Annotated in this window: 14 protein-coding genes; 7 read left to right on the top strand and 7 right to left on the bottom strand. The window is 68.2% G+C overall.

Going from position 1 to position 16,429, the window contains the following annotated elements:
• Window positions 1-68 precede the first annotated feature (68 nt).
• On the top strand, window positions 69-1,172 hold the full coding sequence (locus tag Q9R17_RS09790) for a catalase family peroxidase (RefSeq protein ID WP_308158220.1): 1,104 nt from the start codon (window positions 69-71) through the stop codon (window positions 1,170-1,172).
• On the top strand, window positions 1,169-1,699 hold the full coding sequence (locus Q9R17_RS09785) for a cytochrome b (protein ID WP_308158219.1): 531 nt from the start codon (window positions 1,169-1,171) through the stop codon (window positions 1,697-1,699). The genes Q9R17_RS09790 and Q9R17_RS09785 overlap by 4 nt, the downstream gene beginning before the upstream one ends.
• Before the next feature lie 102 nt (window positions 1,700-1,801).
• Here Q9R17_RS09785 and Q9R17_RS09780 read toward each other — a convergent pair whose 3' ends face one another.
• From Q9R17_RS09780 to Q9R17_RS09760, 5 genes are all read right to left on the bottom strand, one after another.
• Entirely contained in the window at window positions 1,802-2,674 is an 873-nt protein-coding gene (locus Q9R17_RS09780; RefSeq protein WP_308158218.1) for a hypothetical protein, read from the bottom strand.
• Between the two features lie 187 nt (window positions 2,675-2,861).
• Entirely contained in the window at window positions 2,862-3,464 is a 603-nt protein-coding gene (locus Q9R17_RS09775) for a response regulator transcription factor (protein ID WP_308158217.1), read from the bottom strand.
• Window positions 3,461-4,675, bottom strand: coding sequence for a sensor histidine kinase (locus Q9R17_RS09770; RefSeq protein ID WP_308158216.1), 1,215 nt, complete (start codon window positions 4,673-4,675; stop codon window positions 3,461-3,463). The genes Q9R17_RS09775 and Q9R17_RS09770 overlap by 4 nt, the downstream gene beginning before the upstream one ends.
• 6 nt (window positions 4,676-4,681) lie before the next feature.
• Window positions 4,682-5,452 carry an ABC transporter permease gene (locus Q9R17_RS09765; RefSeq protein ID WP_308158215.1) on the bottom strand — a complete coding sequence of 257 codons (771 nt, stop codon included), beginning with the start codon at window positions 5,450-5,452 and terminating at the stop codon, window positions 4,682-4,684.
• Window positions 5,449-6,345: an ABC transporter ATP-binding protein gene (locus Q9R17_RS09760; RefSeq protein ID WP_308158214.1), complete on the bottom strand. Its 897-nt coding sequence runs from the start codon at window positions 6,343-6,345 to the stop codon at window positions 5,449-5,451. Before Q9R17_RS09760 ends, Q9R17_RS09765 begins: the two co-directional genes overlap by 4 nt.
• 213 nt (window positions 6,346-6,558) lie before the next feature.
• Between Q9R17_RS09760 and Q9R17_RS09755 the strand changes: the two genes are divergently transcribed.
• From Q9R17_RS09755 to Q9R17_RS09735, 5 genes are all read left to right on the top strand, one after another.
• Window positions 6,559-7,806, top strand: a complete 1,248-nt coding sequence (locus Q9R17_RS09755; protein ID WP_308158213.1) for an efflux RND transporter periplasmic adaptor subunit — start codon at window positions 6,559-6,561, stop codon at window positions 7,804-7,806.
• A gap of 106 nt (window positions 7,807-7,912) precedes the next feature.
• Window positions 7,913-8,602: an ABC transporter ATP-binding protein gene (locus tag Q9R17_RS09750; protein ID WP_308158212.1), complete on the top strand. Its 690-nt coding sequence runs from the start codon at window positions 7,913-7,915 to the stop codon at window positions 8,600-8,602.
• A 14-nt stretch (window positions 8,603-8,616) separates the two neighbouring features.
• Window positions 8,617-9,774, top strand: coding sequence for an FtsX-like permease family protein (locus Q9R17_RS09745; protein ID WP_308158211.1), 1,158 nt, complete (start codon window positions 8,617-8,619; stop codon window positions 9,772-9,774).
• 13 nt (window positions 9,775-9,787) lie between these two features.
• Window positions 9,788-11,107, top strand: a complete 1,320-nt coding sequence (locus Q9R17_RS09740; RefSeq protein WP_308158210.1) for an ABC transporter permease — start codon at window positions 9,788-9,790, stop codon at window positions 11,105-11,107.
• Window positions 11,108-11,421: 314 nt separating this feature from the next.
• Window positions 11,422-14,247, top strand: coding sequence for a TonB-dependent receptor (locus tag Q9R17_RS09735; RefSeq protein WP_308158209.1), 2,826 nt, complete (start codon window positions 11,422-11,424; stop codon window positions 14,245-14,247).
• Window positions 14,248-14,366: 119 nt separating this feature from the next.
• On the opposite strand, the gene rarD is transcribed toward Q9R17_RS09735, so the two are convergent.
• Together rarD and yedA are read right to left on the bottom strand one after the other, a co-directional pair.
• The gene (gene rarD / locus Q9R17_RS09730) at window positions 14,367-15,269 is read right to left on the bottom strand and encodes an EamA family transporter RarD (RefSeq protein ID WP_308158208.1); all 903 of its coding nucleotides are present in this window, start codon (window positions 15,267-15,269) and stop codon (window positions 14,367-14,369) included.
• Entirely contained in the window at window positions 15,266-16,168 is a 903-nt protein-coding gene (yedA, locus tag Q9R17_RS09725; protein WP_308158207.1) for a drug/metabolite exporter YedA, read from the bottom strand. The genes rarD and yedA overlap by 4 nt, the downstream gene beginning before the upstream one ends.
• Window positions 16,169-16,429: the final 261 nt, after the last annotated feature.

The raw sequence follows: 16,429 nt of genomic DNA, 5'->3' as shown, positions 1-16,429 counted from the left end.
CCCCCGCACGGTTCTGCGAGGATGGACCTGACCCGACCCACACACCATGTGAAGGCAGGTACCCGACCATGTCGCTCTTCCGCTATACCCGCGCCGGGCAGGAGCCCGGGGCACCGCGCCCGACATCGCCGCTGCTCTGGATTGGATTGATCGCCCTGATCCTCGGCGCCCTTGCACTGACCTTCGCCTGGCTGGCCGGCTGGATCGGCCACCGGCTCACCGCCCAGCGCTTCACCGACACCATCGAAGCCACCGGCGCCAACCATCCCGGCTTCCGTCGTGCGCACAGCAAGGGCGTATGCGTGGCCGGCTGGTTCACGCCCAGCCCGCAGGCGGCGGCGCTGTCCAGCGCGCGGGTGTTTCGCCAGGCACGCGTGCCGGTGCTGGGGCGGTTGTCGATCGGCGGCGGCGACCCGCATGGCGCCGACGGCAGTGCGCGGGTGCGCAGCATCGCCGTGCAGCTGGTCAGCGATGACGGCCAGCAATGGCGCATGGCGATGAACAGCTTCCCGTTCTTTGCCGTGCCCACCACCGAAGCGTTCTTCGAGCAGACCCGTGCACAGCTGCCCGATCCGGCCACCGGCAAGCCCGACCCGGCGAAGATGGCCGCGATCCTGGACCGCTACCCCAGCGCGCGCGCGTTCCAGCAGTGGGCGAAGACCGCGCCGTGGACCGACAGCTGGGCCAACACCGAATTCAACAGCGTCAACAGTTTCTGGTTCACCACGGCACAGGGCGAGCGCCGCGCGGTGCGCTGGCGCTGGCAGCCGCAGGCGGCCGTGCGCGAACTGGATGCCGCGGCACGCGCGCAGGCCGATGTCGATTTCCTCAGTGCCGATCTGGCCAAGCGGTTGGCCGAGGGCCCGGTGCGCTGGAACCTGGTGGTGACCCTGGCCGGCCCGGGTGATGCCATTGATGATCCTTCGGTGCCCTGGCCCGCCACGCGCGAGCAGGTCACTGCCGGCGTCCTGCGCCTGGAACGCATGCAGCCGCAGGACGAAGGGGCCTGTGGCGAACTGAACTTCGATCCGCTGATCCTGCCCAGCGGCGTGGAAGGCAGCAACGACCCGATCCTGGCCGCGCGCTCGGCGGTGTACTCGCAGTCCTTCAACCGCCGCGAGCGCGAACGCGCCAGCGGTGCGGCCGCCCAGCCGAAGGAGCCCGCACGATGAGCCACGGCCACTTCAACCTGCTTGCCCGCGTGCTGCACTGGACGATGGCGGTGATGATCCTGGCGATGCTGTTCATCGGCGTGACCATGGTCGCCTCGCTGCACCTGCGGCCGCTGCTGATCGACCTGCACCGGCCGCTGGGCGCGGCCATCTTCGTGCTGGTGCTGCTGCGTCTGTACAACCGCCTGCGCCACCGCGCGCCGCTCCTGCCGGCGGACCTGCCGGCCTGGCAGGTGCTGGCCGCCAAGGCCTCGCATGGGCTGCTGTACGCGCTGATGCTGGCGATGCCGCTGGTGGGCTGGGCGATGCTGTCGGCCGGCGGCTACCCGATCGTGCTGTGGGGCGATGTGCACCTGCCGGCGATCGTGCCGCATACCCCGGCGCTGTACACCGCCCTGCGCAACGCGCACAGCCTGCTGGCCTACGTGCTGTTCGCCACGGTGCTGATGCACGTGGGTGCCGCCCTGTTCCACCTGTGGGTGCGGCGCGACGGGGTGTTCCAGGCGATGGCGCGCGGGAAGGAATGAGCGGGACTGCGAATCAGCAGCGCCCGCCCCCATGCTCGGGCGGCGGCGCGCAGTGCCGAAAGGCAGCCGGGCGTGGGCTCGGCTGTACAAGAGCAACACTGCTCAGCCCGGAACACCTTCGCCGCTGAACTGTTCGACCAGGGCGCGATAGCGCTGCGCATGTTTCGCGCATTTGGCCAGCACGCCGGCCGATCTGCCCTGGGCCATGCGCTCGCCCTTGCCCAGCAGGTAGGCACTGTCGACCAGATGCTCGCGACGGCGGCCCTGCGCATCCACCCAGAATCCCGGCACCGCCAGGAAGGCTTCCAGCGGCAACGCAGCGGCGTCCTCGCGAGGGTCGATGACGCGCTGATTCTCACCGCACAGTACGAACGGCTCACGCACCGCACCCTCGACTCCAGGCAGCCACGCCTGGATGCGCGCGAAATCCTCCAGCGGCAGCTCGGACATGCTGAAGTGCACCTTGCGCAGCTTCGGTACGCGCAGCAGTGCACCGGGCATGCCGGACAACAATGGGCTGCGGAACCAGGTGATGCTCACCGCCTCCAGCGCCGGCAGTTGCGCCAGGAAAGCCGGATCGGCAACCGGCTGGTTCCAGTCCAGCGTGCCCATCACGGCCAGGCTGCGCAGCGCGGGCGCGCCGGCCAGACCGGAAAAATCACTGACCCGACGCAGGTTTTCCAGATGCAGTGCGCGCAGCGCAGGCAGCCGCCCCACGGGCGAAAGATCGTTGAACCCCGACACGTACTCCAGCACCAGCTCGCGCAGGGCCGACAGACCCTCCAGCATCGCCAGCGATGTCGGACGCGCATGACTGATGCGCAACGCGGTCAGTTGCGGCATCTGGGCCAGCGCGAGAAGCTGATCCGGGCGGGGCTCGTGCAGAGTCAGTTCGCGCAACTGCGGCAACTGCAGCATCCGCTGCCAGTTGCGATCGCCTGCGGTGACGGTCAGACGCTCGGTGTCCTCCGGCACGTCGGCCAGGTCATCGACATGGCAGGACCAGCGCTGCGCGTTCGGCGTGATGGTCCAGGTATCGCCGGTGCGATCCAGGAAATCGGCAAAGTGGTGTTTCAACGTGACAGCCCCGTCCATGAGAGGGCCAAGAATACGGCAGCAGGCGAAGCCGCGCCGGGCATCGCCCGGCGCTACCCATCGTGCCCTACAACCACCCCTTCTGCCGTGCCAGCCGGTAGGCCTCGATGCGGTTGGCCACGCCCAGCTTGCCGATGCATTCGGACAGGTAGTTGCGCACGGTGCCGTGCGAGAGCCCCAGCTGCTCGGCGATCTCGCTGGCCGAGCGGCCTTCGCCGGCCAGGCGCAGCACGCGACGCTCGCGGTCGGTCAGCGGATCGGCCTGTGACCATGCATCCAGCGCCAGCTGCGGATCGATCGCACGCACGCCCTGGTTCACCTTGCGCAGCGCATCGGCAAGATGCTCGGCCGGTGCATCCTTGAGCAGGTAACCCAGCACCCCTGCATCCAGTGCGCGGCGCAGGAAACCGGCGCGGGCGAAGGTGGTGACGATGACCACGCGGATCGGCAGTGCCTGGCGGGCAATGCGCTGGGCCAGTTCCAGCCCGGTCAGGCCCGGCATCTCGATATCCGTCACCAGGATATCCGGCGTGGTCTGCTGCAGCAGGCGCCACGCGGCTTCGCCATCGGCGGCGGTGCCGACCACCTCGATGTCCGTCTCCAGGTTCAGCAACGCCGACAGCGCGCCGCGCACCATCGCCTGGTCTTCGGCCAATACGATGCGGATCATGCCGGGTCTCCGGGTGGGGCGGCCGGTGCCGCTGGAACAGGAATGCTGGCGGCGGCCAGCGGAATGCGGGCACCCAGGCGGGTGCCCTGGCCACGTGGGGAGTCCACACTGAACACGCCGCCCAGCGCGGCCACGCGCTCACGCATGCCGGCCATGCCATTGCCATCGGCCTGCACCCCGCCCCGGCCATCATCGCGGATCTGCATCACCAGCTGTTTGCCCTCGCGCAGGAACTCAACGTGCGCCTGGGTGGCACGGGCATGGCGGGCGATGTTGGTGGCGGCTTCGCGCAGCACCAGCGCCAGTCCGCGTTCCACATCGGCCGGCATGGCCGGTGGCGGCGCGTAGTGCAGGTGCACCTGCTGGCATTCCAGCAGCAACCGTGCCGAGGCCAGTTCACCGGCCAGGTCGCTGGCACGGATGCCGGTGACCGCGCTGCGCACCTGCGCCAGCGCCTCGCGGGCGATCGCCTCGGCCTCGCCCAGCTCCAGCCGCGCGCGCGCATCCTCACGGTCGTACAGCTTGCGGGCCAGCTCCAGCTTCAGCGTGATCAGCGACAGCGTGTGGCCGAGCAGGTCGTGCAGGTCACGGCCGATGCGCTCGCGCTCGGCGGTGGTGGCCAGCCGGCGCAACTCGTCCTGCGACAGCTGCAGGGCCGCATCTTTCTGCGCATTGAGGTTTTCCACGTTGACGATGATGCCCACGATGTAGGACAGCACCGGAATCCACACCAGCGCCTGCCAAGGATACCCGTTGAGCACGGCCACCAGGCTGAAGACCACGTTCAAGCCGGTCAGCTGCAGCAGGTAGCGCCACCAGCCTTCGCGGCCACCAACGCGCAGCATCACGCAGCCGAACACGAAGTAGCTCAGCCCGGCCGGATACCACGGCAGCAGCACCAGCGCCATGGCGATCATCCCCAACGCATAACGCGGCCCGTGGTGGCGCGGCGCCAGCAGCACCCGTGCGAACAGGAACAGGAACAGCGGGTAGGTGACCAGGGTGATCAGCCCCCAGCGCAGGTCGAAACCGCGCCCCAGCAGCGGGGTCAGCACGATCCACACCGACCACAGCAGGTGGATGGCGTGGATCCATGGCGACTTGCCACGGCGCAGGGTGTCGGCAACGGTCGAATCCGGCGCTGGGCGCAGCAGGGAAGGCCAGTTCGATGGCACGGGAGCGTCCAGGCGTGGGGGATCGGTGCCGATCATGCCAGTTCACCCGATGCGGCGCAGGCGCCGGCGTGCCAGCGACAGGGCAACGCCGGTGATGGCCAGCAGCACCAGCACGTGGCCGGCGAAGCTGCCCGCTGCCGGCTGGCCGACCACCGGCAGCGCCAGCTGTGCCAGGTGCCAGGTCGGCCACAGCGGGGCAACCGCGGAAAACACCGGGGGCAGCGCCGCCAACGGCAGCCACAGGCCCGACAGCAGGGCCAGCGGCAGGTACACCAGGTTGATCACCGCCGGTGCCGCGCTGCCACTGACCAGGCTGCCCACCCACAGGCCGATGGCCCCCAGCGGCAGTGCGGCAAACACCGCCACCGACAGCAGCTGCGCTGCCTGCAGCGGCAACAGCACCACACCGCCCAGCACCACCGCCACGGCCATCAGCAGCAGGCAGACCACCGCCGCGAACAGCGCCGCCATCAGCAGGCGCGCCAGCAGCGGTGCCGCCGGTGGCAGCGGCAGCGCGCGCTTCAGGGTCAGCAGGCCGTTTTCGCGGTCCAGGGCCAGCTGCACGCCGAACCCGAACAGCGCCGGTGCCATCGCACCGAACACCGTGTAGGTGCCCAGCAGGTACTGCGGTGCCTGGCCATGGCCCAGCAGTACGCCGAACAACAGGTAGAACAGCACCGGGAACATCAGCGAGGGCAGCACGAACGCCGGGGTACGCCAGGCACGGCGCAGTTCGGCACGCAGCTCGGCGCGGTACGGGCGCAGCCAGGCCATGCGGGCCGGCGCGGTGGGCGATGCGGTCAGGGTGTTCATGCGGCCTCCCGGGTCAGATCGAGGAAGGCGTCGGCCAGGCCGGCGCCATGGACTTCCAGTTCCTGCAGTTGTGGATCGCTGGCCAGCAGGCGCGCCACCACGGCCTCGGCCGGTTCGGCCAACAGCTGCAACCGCTCGCCATCGTGTTCGGCCTGCTGCACGCCCGGCCACTGCCGCACCTGCTCGGCCGCCAGCGCGGTGCGGCAGCGGATGCGGCGCGGGCGGCTGCCCTGGCGGAAGGCGGCGATCGGCTGGTCGGCCAGCACCCGGCCCTGTTCCAGCACCACCACCTGATGGGCCAGCGCGTCGGCCTCTTCCAGGTAGTGGGTGGTCAACAGCACGCCCACGCCTTCGCCGACCAGTTGCCTGACCGCCTGCCACATCGTCTGCCGCGCATCGATGTCCAGCCCGGTGGTGGGCTCATCCAGGAACAGCACGCGCGGCCGGCCGCAGATGGCGATGGCGAACTGCACCCGCCGCTGCTGGCCGCCGGACAGCTGGCCGTAGCGGCGCTGGGCGATGTCCTGCAGGCCGGCCAGCGCGAGGGTCTGGGCCAGCGGGCGCGGGTCGGGATAGCTGGCACTGGCCTGTTCCACCAGTTCATCCACCTGCAACATGGCCGGCAGCGTGGTGCTCTGCAGCATCACGCCCAGGCCCATGCGCTGGCGGCGCTGCTGCGGGTCGCCGCCCAGCAGCTGCACAGCGCCCGCATCGGCCCGGCGCAGGCCCAACAACACGCTGATCGCGGTACTCTTGCCTGCGCCGTTACGGCCCAGCAATGCCAGCACCTGTCCGGCACGGACCTGCAGGTCGATGCCTTTCAGCGCAGCATGCCCGGCGTAGCGCACCTGCACCTGCCGCAGGCAGGCCAGGGGGAAAGCAGTGTCGTCCATCGTCGCGCCCTCCAGTGGGAATGGCTGCAGCGTGCGCCGCGCCGGTCACATCCGGCAGTCGCCCACGTCAGGTGCTTGGGATGACAGCTGTCACTGCCCGCCCCGTGGCCTGCGGGTCATGCTGTCGCCGTGCCCTGAATCATCTGCCGCCCCGGTACCGCACTGCCTGCCGCTACCGGTCACAGTCCGCTTGATCCGCCGTGATGGAACGCAATGAACGCTTCTGCAGAGCTGTTGAAGGAACTCCGCATCGACCGCACATCCGCACCGCCGCCGTCTTCGGGCGGGGGCCGCAAGGGGCTGTGGATCGCCCTGGCCATCGTGGCGCTGCTGGTGCTGGCCGTGGTGGCCTGGCTGCTGCTGGGCCGCGACAGCGCCATCGAAGTGGACACCGCGCCGGTGGTGGCCATCCAGCAGGGCAGCGCCAGCAGTTCGGTGCTCGATGCCAGCGGTTATGTGGTGGCCCGGCGCATGGCTACGGTGTCGGCCAAGATCACCGGCAAGGTGCGCGAGGTGATGATCGAGGAAGGCATGCGCGTGGAGCAGGGCCAGGTGATGGCCACGCTGGACCCGATCGATGCCGACGCGCAGCGCAGCCTGTACGCCTCGCAGCTGCAGGCCGCGCGCAGCCAGGTGGCCGGGCTGGAGGCACAGCAGCGACAGGCCAGCGCCGAAGCCGCGCGCCTGCAGGCACTGGTCGGCCAGCAGCTGGTCTCGCGCTCGCAGTACGACCAGGCCGTGGCACAGCGCGACAGCCTGCGTGCGCAGCTGGACACCGCGCGCCGCAACGTGAAGGTCGCCCACGACCAGCTGTCCATCGCCGACCTGGGCGTGGACAACAACATCGTGCGTGCCCCGTTCTCCGGCGTGGTCACCGCCAAGGCCGCGCAACCGGGCGAAATCGTCTCGCCGCTGTCGGCCGGCGGTGGCTTCACCCGTACCGGCATCGGCACCATCGTCGACATGGATTCGCTGGAGATCGAGGTGGAAGTGGGCGAAGCCTACATCGGCCGCGTGCAGCCGAAGATGCCGGTGGAAGCCGTGCTCAACGCCTACCCGGAATGGAAGATTCCAGCCGAGGTGATCGCCATCATCCCCACCGCTGACCGCGGCAAGGCCACGGTGAAGGTGCGCGTGGCGCTGAAGACGAAGGACCCGCGCATCGTGCCGGAGATGGGCGTGCGGGTGAGCTTCCTGGAGAATGCCGCCGCGCAGGATGCCGCGGCCAAGGCACCGCAGGGCGTGCGCGTACCGGAGACCGCGCTGGTTGAACGCGCGGGCAAGCGCGTGGCCTTCGTGGTGGGCGATGAGCAGCGCGTGCAGCAACGCACTGTCGAGGCCGGCCAGGCGATGGGCAAGGACCGCCAGGTCAGCACCGGCCTGCGTGCCGGCGAGCAGGTGGTGGTCAACCCGCCCGAGACGCTGCACGACGGCAGCAAGGTCAAACAGAAGACGCAGTAAGGCGCCGCCGCGCGCCTGCGCGCGGCCCGCCGGCAGCACCGTTCCACGTTCCGCCCGGGCCCCGCCCGGCGCGTATCCCCGTACCTGCCTTCCGTGGAGAAGCACCATGTCGACCCTGGTTTCACTGCGCAACATCACCAAGACCTACCAGCGTGGCCCTGAGAAAGTGCAGGTGCTGCACGGCATCGACCTGGACATCGCCCGGGGCGATTTCGTCGCCCTGATGGGCCCGTCCGGCTCGGGCAAGACCACCCTGCTGAACCTGATCGGCGGCCTGGACAGCCCCAGCGGCGGCGAGATCAGCATCGAGGGCGACCGCATCGACCAGATGAGCGGCGGCCAGCTGTCCACCTGGCGCAGCCACCATGTCGGCTTCGTGTTCCAGTTCTACAACCTGATGCCGATGCTGACCGCGCAGAAGAACGTGGAGCTGCCGCTGCTGCTGACCCATCTCAATGCTGCCCAGCGGCGCCGCAATGCGGAGATCGCGCTGACCCTGGTCGGCCTGGCCGAGCGCCGCAACCACCGCCCGAACGAACTGTCCGGTGGCCAGCAGCAGCGCGTGGCGATCGCCCGCGCGATCGTGTCCGACCCGACCTTCCTGATCTGCGACGAACCGACCGGCGACCTGGACCGCACCTCGGCCGAGGAAATCCTGCAGTTGCTGCAGCAGCTCAACCGCGAGCACGGCAAGACCATCATCATGGTCACCCACGACCCCAAGGCCGCCGAGTACGCCACGCACACGGTGCACCTGGACAAGGGTGAACTGGCCGACGCGCCGCTGGCGCACTGACGGAGGCCACGGCGATGAAATACTTCTCCCTGGTCTGGGCGCAGCTGTTCCGCAGCCGCACCCGGACCCTGTTGACCCTGCTGTCGGTGGTGGCCGCGTTCCTGCTGTTCGGCATGCTCGATTCGGTGCGCGTGGCCTTCAATTCCGGCGGCAGCGTGGAAGGCGCCAACCGGCTGGTGGTGGCTTCGCGGCTGTCGATCACCCAGACGCTGCCGATCCGCCTGGAAGACCAGATCCGCCAGGTCGATGGCGTGCGCGATGTGACCTACGGCATGTGGTTCGGTGGCATCTACCAGGACCCGAAGAACTTCTTCCCGAACTTCTCGGTCGCGCCCAACTACTTCGATGTCTACCGTGAACTGCAGATCGACCCGGCGCAGCTGAAGGACTGGCAGCAGACGCGTACCGGCGCCATCGTCGGCGAAACGCTGGCCAGGGAGTTCGGCTGGAAGATCGGCGACACCATCCCGCTGCAGGCCACCATCTTCCCGCGTGGCGGCAGCAACGACTGGCCGCTGGAGCTGAAGGGCATCTTCCGTTCCAAGGACCCCACGCAGGCGGCCAACGAAGAACGCCAGCTGATGATGAACTGGAAATACTTCGACGAATCCAACGACTACATCAAGAACAAGGTGAGCTGGTACACGGTCACGCTGGACACCCCCGACCATGCCTCGCGCGTGGCGCAGGCCATCGACGCGATCTCGGCCAATTCGGACCATGAAACCAAGAGCCAGACCGAATCGGCCTTCCAGCAGGCGTTCCTGAAGCAGTTCGCCGACATCGGGATGATCGTCACCTCGATCATGGGCGCGGTGTTCTTCACCCTGCTGCTGCTGACCGGCAACACCATGGCCCAGGCCGTGCGTGAACGCATTCCCGAACTGGCCACGCTCAAGACGCTGGGGTTCAAGGATGGCACGGTGCTGGCGCTGGTCATGGTCGAATCGCTGCTGCTGATCGGGCTGGGCGGCGTGCTGGGCATGAGCCTGGCGGCCGCGGTACTGCCGGTGGTCGCCGCCCGGGCACGTGGCCTGCTGCCGCCCCAGGTCCCCACCGCCACCTGGTTGACCGGTGCTGTCCTGGTCGTGGTGATCGGCATCGTGGTCGGGCTGCTGCCCGCACTGCGCGCCAAGCGCCTGAAGATCGTCGATGCGCTGGCCGGCCGCTGAGGAGAACCCACTGATGAACAACAGACTGAAGAAGTGGCTGGGCAACGCGCTGAGCGTGCTGCTGCTGGCCGTGGGCCTGGTGGTGTGGATCGGCCTGCCCTGGTTCGGCGTGCTGGCCGCCGCGGTGCTGATCGTGCTGTGGCTGCTGCTGGCCCGTACCGGGCGCCTGGCGCTGGCCGCCACGCGCATCGGCGTGGCCAGCCTGCCGCAACGCTGGGGCGCGTCCTCGGTGATCGTGGTCGGCATCGCCGGCGTGGTCGGCGTGCTGGTGGCCATGCTGGCGATGGGCGAAGGCTTCCAGACCACGCTGAACAACACCGGCGATGACACCACCGCCATCGTGCTGCGTGGTGGTTCGCAGGCCGAAACCAACTCGGTCATCACCCGCGACCAGGTGCCGTTGCTGTCCACGCTGCCCGGCGTCACACGCGATGCACAGGGCCGGCCGATGCTGTCCCCGGAGCTGTCGCAGGTGGTGAACCTGGTGTCCAAGGCCGATGGCACCGACGTCAATGCACAGTTCCGCGGCGTGGGCGAACAGGCCTGGGCCGTGCATGACAAGGTGAAAGTGATCGAAGGCCGCACCTTCGGCACCGGCCTGCGCGAGATCGTGGTCGGCCAGGGGGCCAAGGGCCAGTTCCGCGACCTGGAGGTCGGCAGGACGCTGACGCTGGGCAACCAGGCCTGGACCGTGGTGGGCGTGTTCGCATCCGGCGATGCCCACGATTCGGAGCTGTGGACCGACGCCGATACGCTGGCCACTACCTACCAGCGCAGTGCATGGCAGTCGATCAGCGTGCGTACCGATGGCAAGGCCGGCTTCGAGCAGTTCAAGGCGGCCGTGGCGGCCGACCCGCGCCTGAAGCTGGATGTGGAAACCACCCGCGCCTACTACGGCAAGCAGGGCGGTGGGCTGACCACGCTGATCGGCATCCTGGGCAAGGTGATCGGCACGATCATGGCGGTGGGCGCGGTGTTCGGTGCGCTCAACACCATGTATGCCGCCGTGGCGACCCGCGCACGCGAGATCGCCACCATGCGCGCGATCGGCTTCCGTGGCCTGCCGGTGGTGACCGCGGTGATGCTGGAAACCATGCTGCTGGCCCTGCTGGGCGGCCTGCTGGGGTGTGCCATCGCCTGGCTGCTGTTCAACGGCTACAGCGTATCGACCATCGGCAGCAACTTCAGTGCCGTGGTGTTCAAGTTCCACGTCTCGCCGGAACTGCTGTGGAGCGGGTTGAAGTGGGCGCTGGGCATCGGCCTGGTGGGTGGCTTGTTCCCGGCACTGCGCGCGGCGCGGCTGCCGATCACCACGGCGCTGCGGGAAACCTGACAGACCCCATCCGGCATGGCACGCCGGCAAAGGGACGGGGCCAACGCTCCGTCCCTTTTTTTATGCGTGCGCTGCAGGCAGGACAGCGCCCTACAGAAAACGGACAGGCCGCCGCTAACGCCTCCTGCGCAGGCCAACCGGGGCAGGTGTGGCCAGCTGTGGATTGTTGGTTGGCATTCATTTTCAAGCCATTTCGAGCATCGCGCAGCGGACAGTTGCCGATGAAAACACTCTAGAATCGCGCCCCCCACGTTGGTTTGCAGTACCGCGCCCGGTATGGGCGATTGTTCGTCTTCGCAATACGAGATCCACGGATGTCCCTGAAAACCACCCCGCTGCGCAACGCGATCGTCTTCGCGCTGGCCACCACTTCCGCCGCCCCCGCCTTCGCGCAGAACGCCGGCGATACCCCCACCAACCTCGACCGCATCGAAATCACCGGCTCGCGCATCCGCCAGGCCAGTGTCGAAACCGCACAGCCGGTGGTCGCGCTCAACCGCGCCGAGATCGAGAAGAAGGGCTACGTCAACGTCGCCGACATCCTGCAGGACGTCACGGCAGCCGGTTCGCCGAGCATGAGCCGCGCCTCCTCGCTGACCTCCTCGCGCGACTTCGGTGGCATGTATGTCAGCCTGCGCAACCTGGGCCCGGAACGCAGCCTGGTGCTGATCGACGGCCGCCGCATGGGCGTCAGCGCCGGCGGTTACTCCGACCTGGCTTCCATTCCCTCGGCGATTGTCGAGCGCGTGGAAGTGCTGACCGACGGTGCCTCGGCGCTGTACGGCTCGGACGCCATCGCCGGCGTGGTCAACATCATCACCCGCAAGAATTTCGACGGTGGCGAAGCCAGCGTCTATGTCGGCCAGTACGGTGAAGGCGATGGCCAGAAGCGCGCCTACAGCGCGACCTTCGGCAAGACCTTCGAGCGCGGCTGGTTCAGCGTCGGTGCCGAGCGCACCAAGGAAGACGAAGTGCTGGGCGGCGAGCGCGAGTTCAGCCGCTACACCAACGGCCCGCGCCACCCCACCGAAGGCCTGAACGGCAACACCCCGTGGGGCACGGTGACCGTGGGCGGCAGGAACCTGACCGTGGGCCCGGGCGGCGACCCGACCCAGGCCGGCAACTTCCGTGCACCGGACCCGGCCAACGGCGCCAACACCAAGACCAACATGAGCCTGCTGACCGGCCTGGAGCGCACCTCGGTGTTCGCCAACGGCGGCTTCTCGATCACCGACAACCTGCGCATCGTCGCCGATGCGCTGTACAGCAAGCGCGAATCGACCAAGCACCTGGCCGGCTACCCGTATTCGGTCACCGCCGCGCAGGCGCGCTCGGGCAGCCGCGTCGCCCTGTCCAAGGACAGCATGTTCAACCTGTGGGGCCAGGACGTGACGTTCTCGCACCGCACCGAGGAACTGCCGCGCGGTACCGAGAACAACCTGGAAACCAAGCGCGCCAGCCTGGGCCTGGAAGGCACGTTCGAAACCGGTTCGCGTTACTGGGACTGGAACGTGAACTACATGTACAACCGCAACGAAGGCGAGCGCATCGGTACGGGCAGCATGTACCAGCCCAACGTCAACCTGGCGGTCGGCCCGTCGTTCATGGATGACAACGGCGTGGCGCGCTGCGGCACCCGCGACAACGTGATCGCCGGCTGCGTGCCGTGGAACCCGGCCGCGCCGATGGGCTACAAGGGCCCCGGTTCGCTGAGCAACCAGGATGTGCAGGACTACCTGTTCACCCGCTACGTGGACAAGAGCCGTACCACCACCAAGGTGGCCAGCGGCAACATCTCCGGTTCGCTGTTCACCCTGCCGGCCGGTGACATCCTCGGCGCGATGGGCTTTGAACACCGCAGCGAGCAAGCCAGCTACACCCCGGACCTGATGGTGCAGAAGGGCCAGATCGCCGGCACCACCGGCCAGTCCACCAACGGCCGCTATTCGCTCAACGAGGTCTACCTGGAACTGCAGGTGCCGGTACTGGCCGACCTGCCGTTCGCCCGCGAACTGTCGCTGGACGTGGCCGGCCGCTACTCGGACTACAACAACTTCGGTTCGACCACCAACAGCAAGTTCGGCATGAAGTGGAAGCCGATCGACAGCCTGCTGGTGCGCGCGACCTACGGCACCGGCTTCCGTGCGCCGACCGTGGATGACCTGTACGGCGGCAACGTCAGCAGCCGCGATGCGTTCACCGACCCGTGCGATACCTCCTTCGGTACGGCCGCCACCAGCGCTGCCGTCGCCGCACGCTGCCGCGCCGCCGTACCGGCCAATTTCCGCCAGCTCAACAGCGATGGCACGGCCGCCAGCAAGCCCGGCCAGCAGGCCACGGTGGACTTCAACTCCGGCTCCAACGCCGCGCTGAAGCCGGAAACCGCCAAGACCTGGACCGTGGGCCTGGTCTACAGCCCCGACTTCGTGCCCGGCCTGGATGCCAGCCTGGACTGGTGGAAGATCCGCATCAACAACGCCATCGTCGGCGAATCGGCCACCGACATCCTCAACCAGTGCTACGTGCAGGGTGTGGATGCGGCGTGCAAGCGCTTCACCCGCGCCGCCAACGGCCAGGTCAACAGCCTGGACCGTTCGCTGGTGAACGCTGGCTACCGCGAAACCGCCGGCTATGACATCAGCCTGCGCTACCGCCTGCCGGAAACTACCTTCGGCAAGTTCGCCGTGGTCTGGAACACGACCTATACCGACTACCAGGAACAGCGCAACGACAACGCGGCCACCACCCCGGTCGAACAGCGCACGGGCTGGGCGGGCGACTTCCGCGTGCGTTCCACCTTCAACCTGGACTGGCAGTACGGCGACCTGGGCATCGGCTGGACCGCGCGCTACTACTCCAGCATGAAGGAGAAGTGCTCGTACCTGGACGAATGCAACATGCCCGGCTTCATCTCGTCCTACACCGACGCGTCGCCGACCAACAAGGTGGGCTCCAACACCTTCCACGACGTGCAGGTACGCTATGTCCTGCCGTGGAATGGCACCGTGTCGCTGGGCGTGAACAACGTGTTCAACCACCAGGGCCCGATCATGTACAGCCAGCCCAACAGCAGCTTCACCTACTACGGTGGCTTCGACATCGGCCGCTTCATGTACATGAAGTACCAGCAGCGCTTCTGAGCCCTGCCCCCCATTCCTGCCCCGGCCATCCTCTCTCCTGGCCGGGGATGGAAGCAGGACGGCGCCCTTCGGGGCGCCGTTCTTTTTTGTTCACTGCCCTGTGCCCGGCACGCCGGGCGCTACCGCCTGCGCAGGGTGCGGAGGTTGTCGCCGATGAACAGCACCAGGCCGGCCCAGATGGCGGCAAAGCCGATCGCCTTGCCGGTGTCGAAACCTTCCTGGAAGAAGAACACGCCCAACAGCAGCTGCAGGCTGGGCGCGATGTACTGCAGGATGCCCACCAGCGACAGCGGGATGCGCTTCACGCCGTAGGCGAAGCCGATCAGCGGCACGGCGGTGACCACGCCACCGAAGACCAGCAGCAGGTCGTTGCGCCAGCCCCAACCGCCGAAGAAACCTCCCCCATGGCCACTCTCGGCCCACAGCGCGAAGCCCAGCGCCGGCAGGAACAGGTACAGGCTTTCCACGCCCAGGCCGGCCACCGGGTCCACCGACACCAGTTTGCGCAGCAGGCCGTACAGGCCGAACGAACAGGCCAGGCCCAGCGCGATCCATGGCGGCGTGCCGGCATCGATCGTCAGCCACAGCACGCCCACGGCCGCCATCGCCACGGCCACCCACTGCAGGTTGCGCAGGCGCTCCTTCAGCACCAGCACGCCCAGCAGCACGTTCACCAGCGGGTTGATGAAGTAGCCCAGGCTGGTCTCGATCACATGGCCTGCGTTGACCGCCCAGATGTACAGGCCCCAGTTGAAGGCGATGGTCAGGCTGGACAGCGCCAGGATCGGCAGCGCGCGGGGCTGCGCGGCGATCTTCTTCCACCACTGCAGGCGCGCGGCCAGCAGCAGCCAGGCCACCACCAGCACCGTGGACCAGATGATGCGGTGGGCGATGATCTGGAACGATGGCACCTCGATCAGCAGGTGCCAGTACACCGGCACCAGCCCCCACAGCACGAAGGTGGAGGCAGTGACCAGCAACCCGCGGCGCTGTTCCTGCGCGGCATCCAGGGCAGGGTTCATCGGCGCGTCCTCGCCAGGGTCAGCACCAGCACGCCGACCAGGATCACCGCCATGGCCACCATGTCGCGCCAGCCGAAGCGCTCGCCATTGAGCAGCGCGCCCAGCAGCACGGCAATGACCGGGTTCACGTAGGCATAGCTGCCGACCAGTGCCGGGCGCACGTTGTGCAGCAGCCAGACGTAGGCGGTGAAGGCCACGATGGAACCGAACACGCACAGGTAGGCCATGGCCAGCAGGCCGCTGGTATCGGGCAGCGTGGTCGGGCGTTCGCCCGTGAGCAGGCCGATCACCACCAGCAGCACGCCGCCGCAGAGCATCTGCCCGGCCGCGGTCATGAACGGGCCCGGCAGGTCCAGCCCACGTGCCCAGACCGACCCGAAGGCCCAGCCGATCGGTGCGATCAGCAGCAGCACCAGCCCGGTGGGCGTGCCGGTCAGGCTGCTGCCGGCGTTGAGCCACACCACGCCCAGGAAGCCGATGGCGATGCCCAGCCATTCACCACGGCTGGCATGCTGGCCGCGGAAGGCTGAAAACAGCGCCATCCACAGGGGTACGGATGCCACCGCCGTGGCCGCCAGCCCCGAGGACACCTCACGCTCGGCCAGCACCACCATGCCGTTGCCCAGCACCAGCATGGTCACGCCCATGATGACCAGGTTGCGCCACTGGCGCAGGGTGGGCCGCGGCATCTTCCAGAACAGGCGCAGCGTGGCGTACATCAGGGTACCGGCGATGATGAAGCGGCTGCCGGACACCATCGTCAGCGGCAGCGCGCCCCCGTGCAGTGCCTTGGCGATACCCAGATAGGTGGACCCCCAGACCACGTACACCAGCAACAGTGCCAGCACGACAAGGCCGCCCCGTGGGGCAGCCGTGGACGAAGGGGATGCAGCAGACATGTGCCACCAACAGAACCGGGGGAACAGGGATTCTAGGGGCTGGGGCCAAGTGAAATCACTCCGGATCACGGCAAGCTGATTTTCACCACCGGCGCAGACGGCAGCTCCCGCCCTTCCCGGCCATGGGACCTATGGGTTATGGCCCTGCCGCGCCTGCGCTGCCACCCTGTCCTGCCCCGCCCGCCAAGGTGCCCCGGCACCCGGCGTTGACGTGGAATGCAGTACCTAGGAGGCTGGCGGGCGACGCCTGCGCGCGCCCGG

The organism is Stenotrophomonas sp. 24(2023) (assembly GCF_030913365.1).
GTDB lineage: Bacteria > Pseudomonadota > Gammaproteobacteria > Xanthomonadales > Xanthomonadaceae > Stenotrophomonas.
This window is presented reverse-complemented; position numbering and strand designations above follow the sequence as displayed.

Bases quoted from the DNA above. Each gene is read 5' to 3' on its own strand.
- yedA (WP_308158207.1), bottom strand. From the start codon at position 16,168: ATGTCTGCTGCATCCCCTTCGTCCACGGCTGCCCCACGGGGCGGCCTT.
- Q9R17_RS09775 (WP_308158217.1), bottom strand. From the start codon at position 3,464: ATGATCCGCATCGTATTGGCCGAAGACCAGGCGATGGTGCGCGGCGCG.
- Q9R17_RS09755 (WP_308158213.1), top strand. From the start codon at position 6,559: ATGAACGCTTCTGCAGAGCTGTTGAAGGAACTCCGCATCGACCGCACA.
- Q9R17_RS09745 (WP_308158211.1), top strand. From the start codon at position 8,617: ATGAAATACTTCTCCCTGGTCTGGGCGCAGCTGTTCCGCAGCCGCACC.
- Q9R17_RS09770 (WP_308158216.1), bottom strand. From the start codon at position 4,675: ATGATCGGCACCGATCCCCCACGCCTGGACGCTCCCGTGCCATCGAAC.
- Q9R17_RS09765 (WP_308158215.1), bottom strand. From the start codon at position 5,452: ATGAACACCCTGACCGCATCGCCCACCGCGCCGGCCCGCATGGCCTGG.
- rarD (WP_308158208.1), bottom strand. From the start codon at position 15,269: ATGAACCCTGCCCTGGATGCCGCGCAGGAACAGCGCCGCGGGTTGCTG.
- Q9R17_RS09760 (WP_308158214.1), bottom strand. From the start codon at position 6,345: ATGGACGACACTGCTTTCCCCCTGGCCTGCCTGCGGCAGGTGCAGGTG.
- Q9R17_RS09750 (WP_308158212.1), top strand. From the start codon at position 7,913: ATGTCGACCCTGGTTTCACTGCGCAACATCACCAAGACCTACCAGCGT.
- Q9R17_RS09785 (WP_308158219.1), top strand. From the start codon at position 1,169: ATGAGCCACGGCCACTTCAACCTGCTTGCCCGCGTGCTGCACTGGACG.
- Q9R17_RS09735 (WP_308158209.1), top strand. From the start codon at position 11,422: ATGTCCCTGAAAACCACCCCGCTGCGCAACGCGATCGTCTTCGCGCTG.
- Q9R17_RS09790 (WP_308158220.1), top strand. From the start codon at position 69: ATGTCGCTCTTCCGCTATACCCGCGCCGGGCAGGAGCCCGGGGCACCG.
- Q9R17_RS09740 (WP_308158210.1), top strand. From the start codon at position 9,788: ATGAACAACAGACTGAAGAAGTGGCTGGGCAACGCGCTGAGCGTGCTG.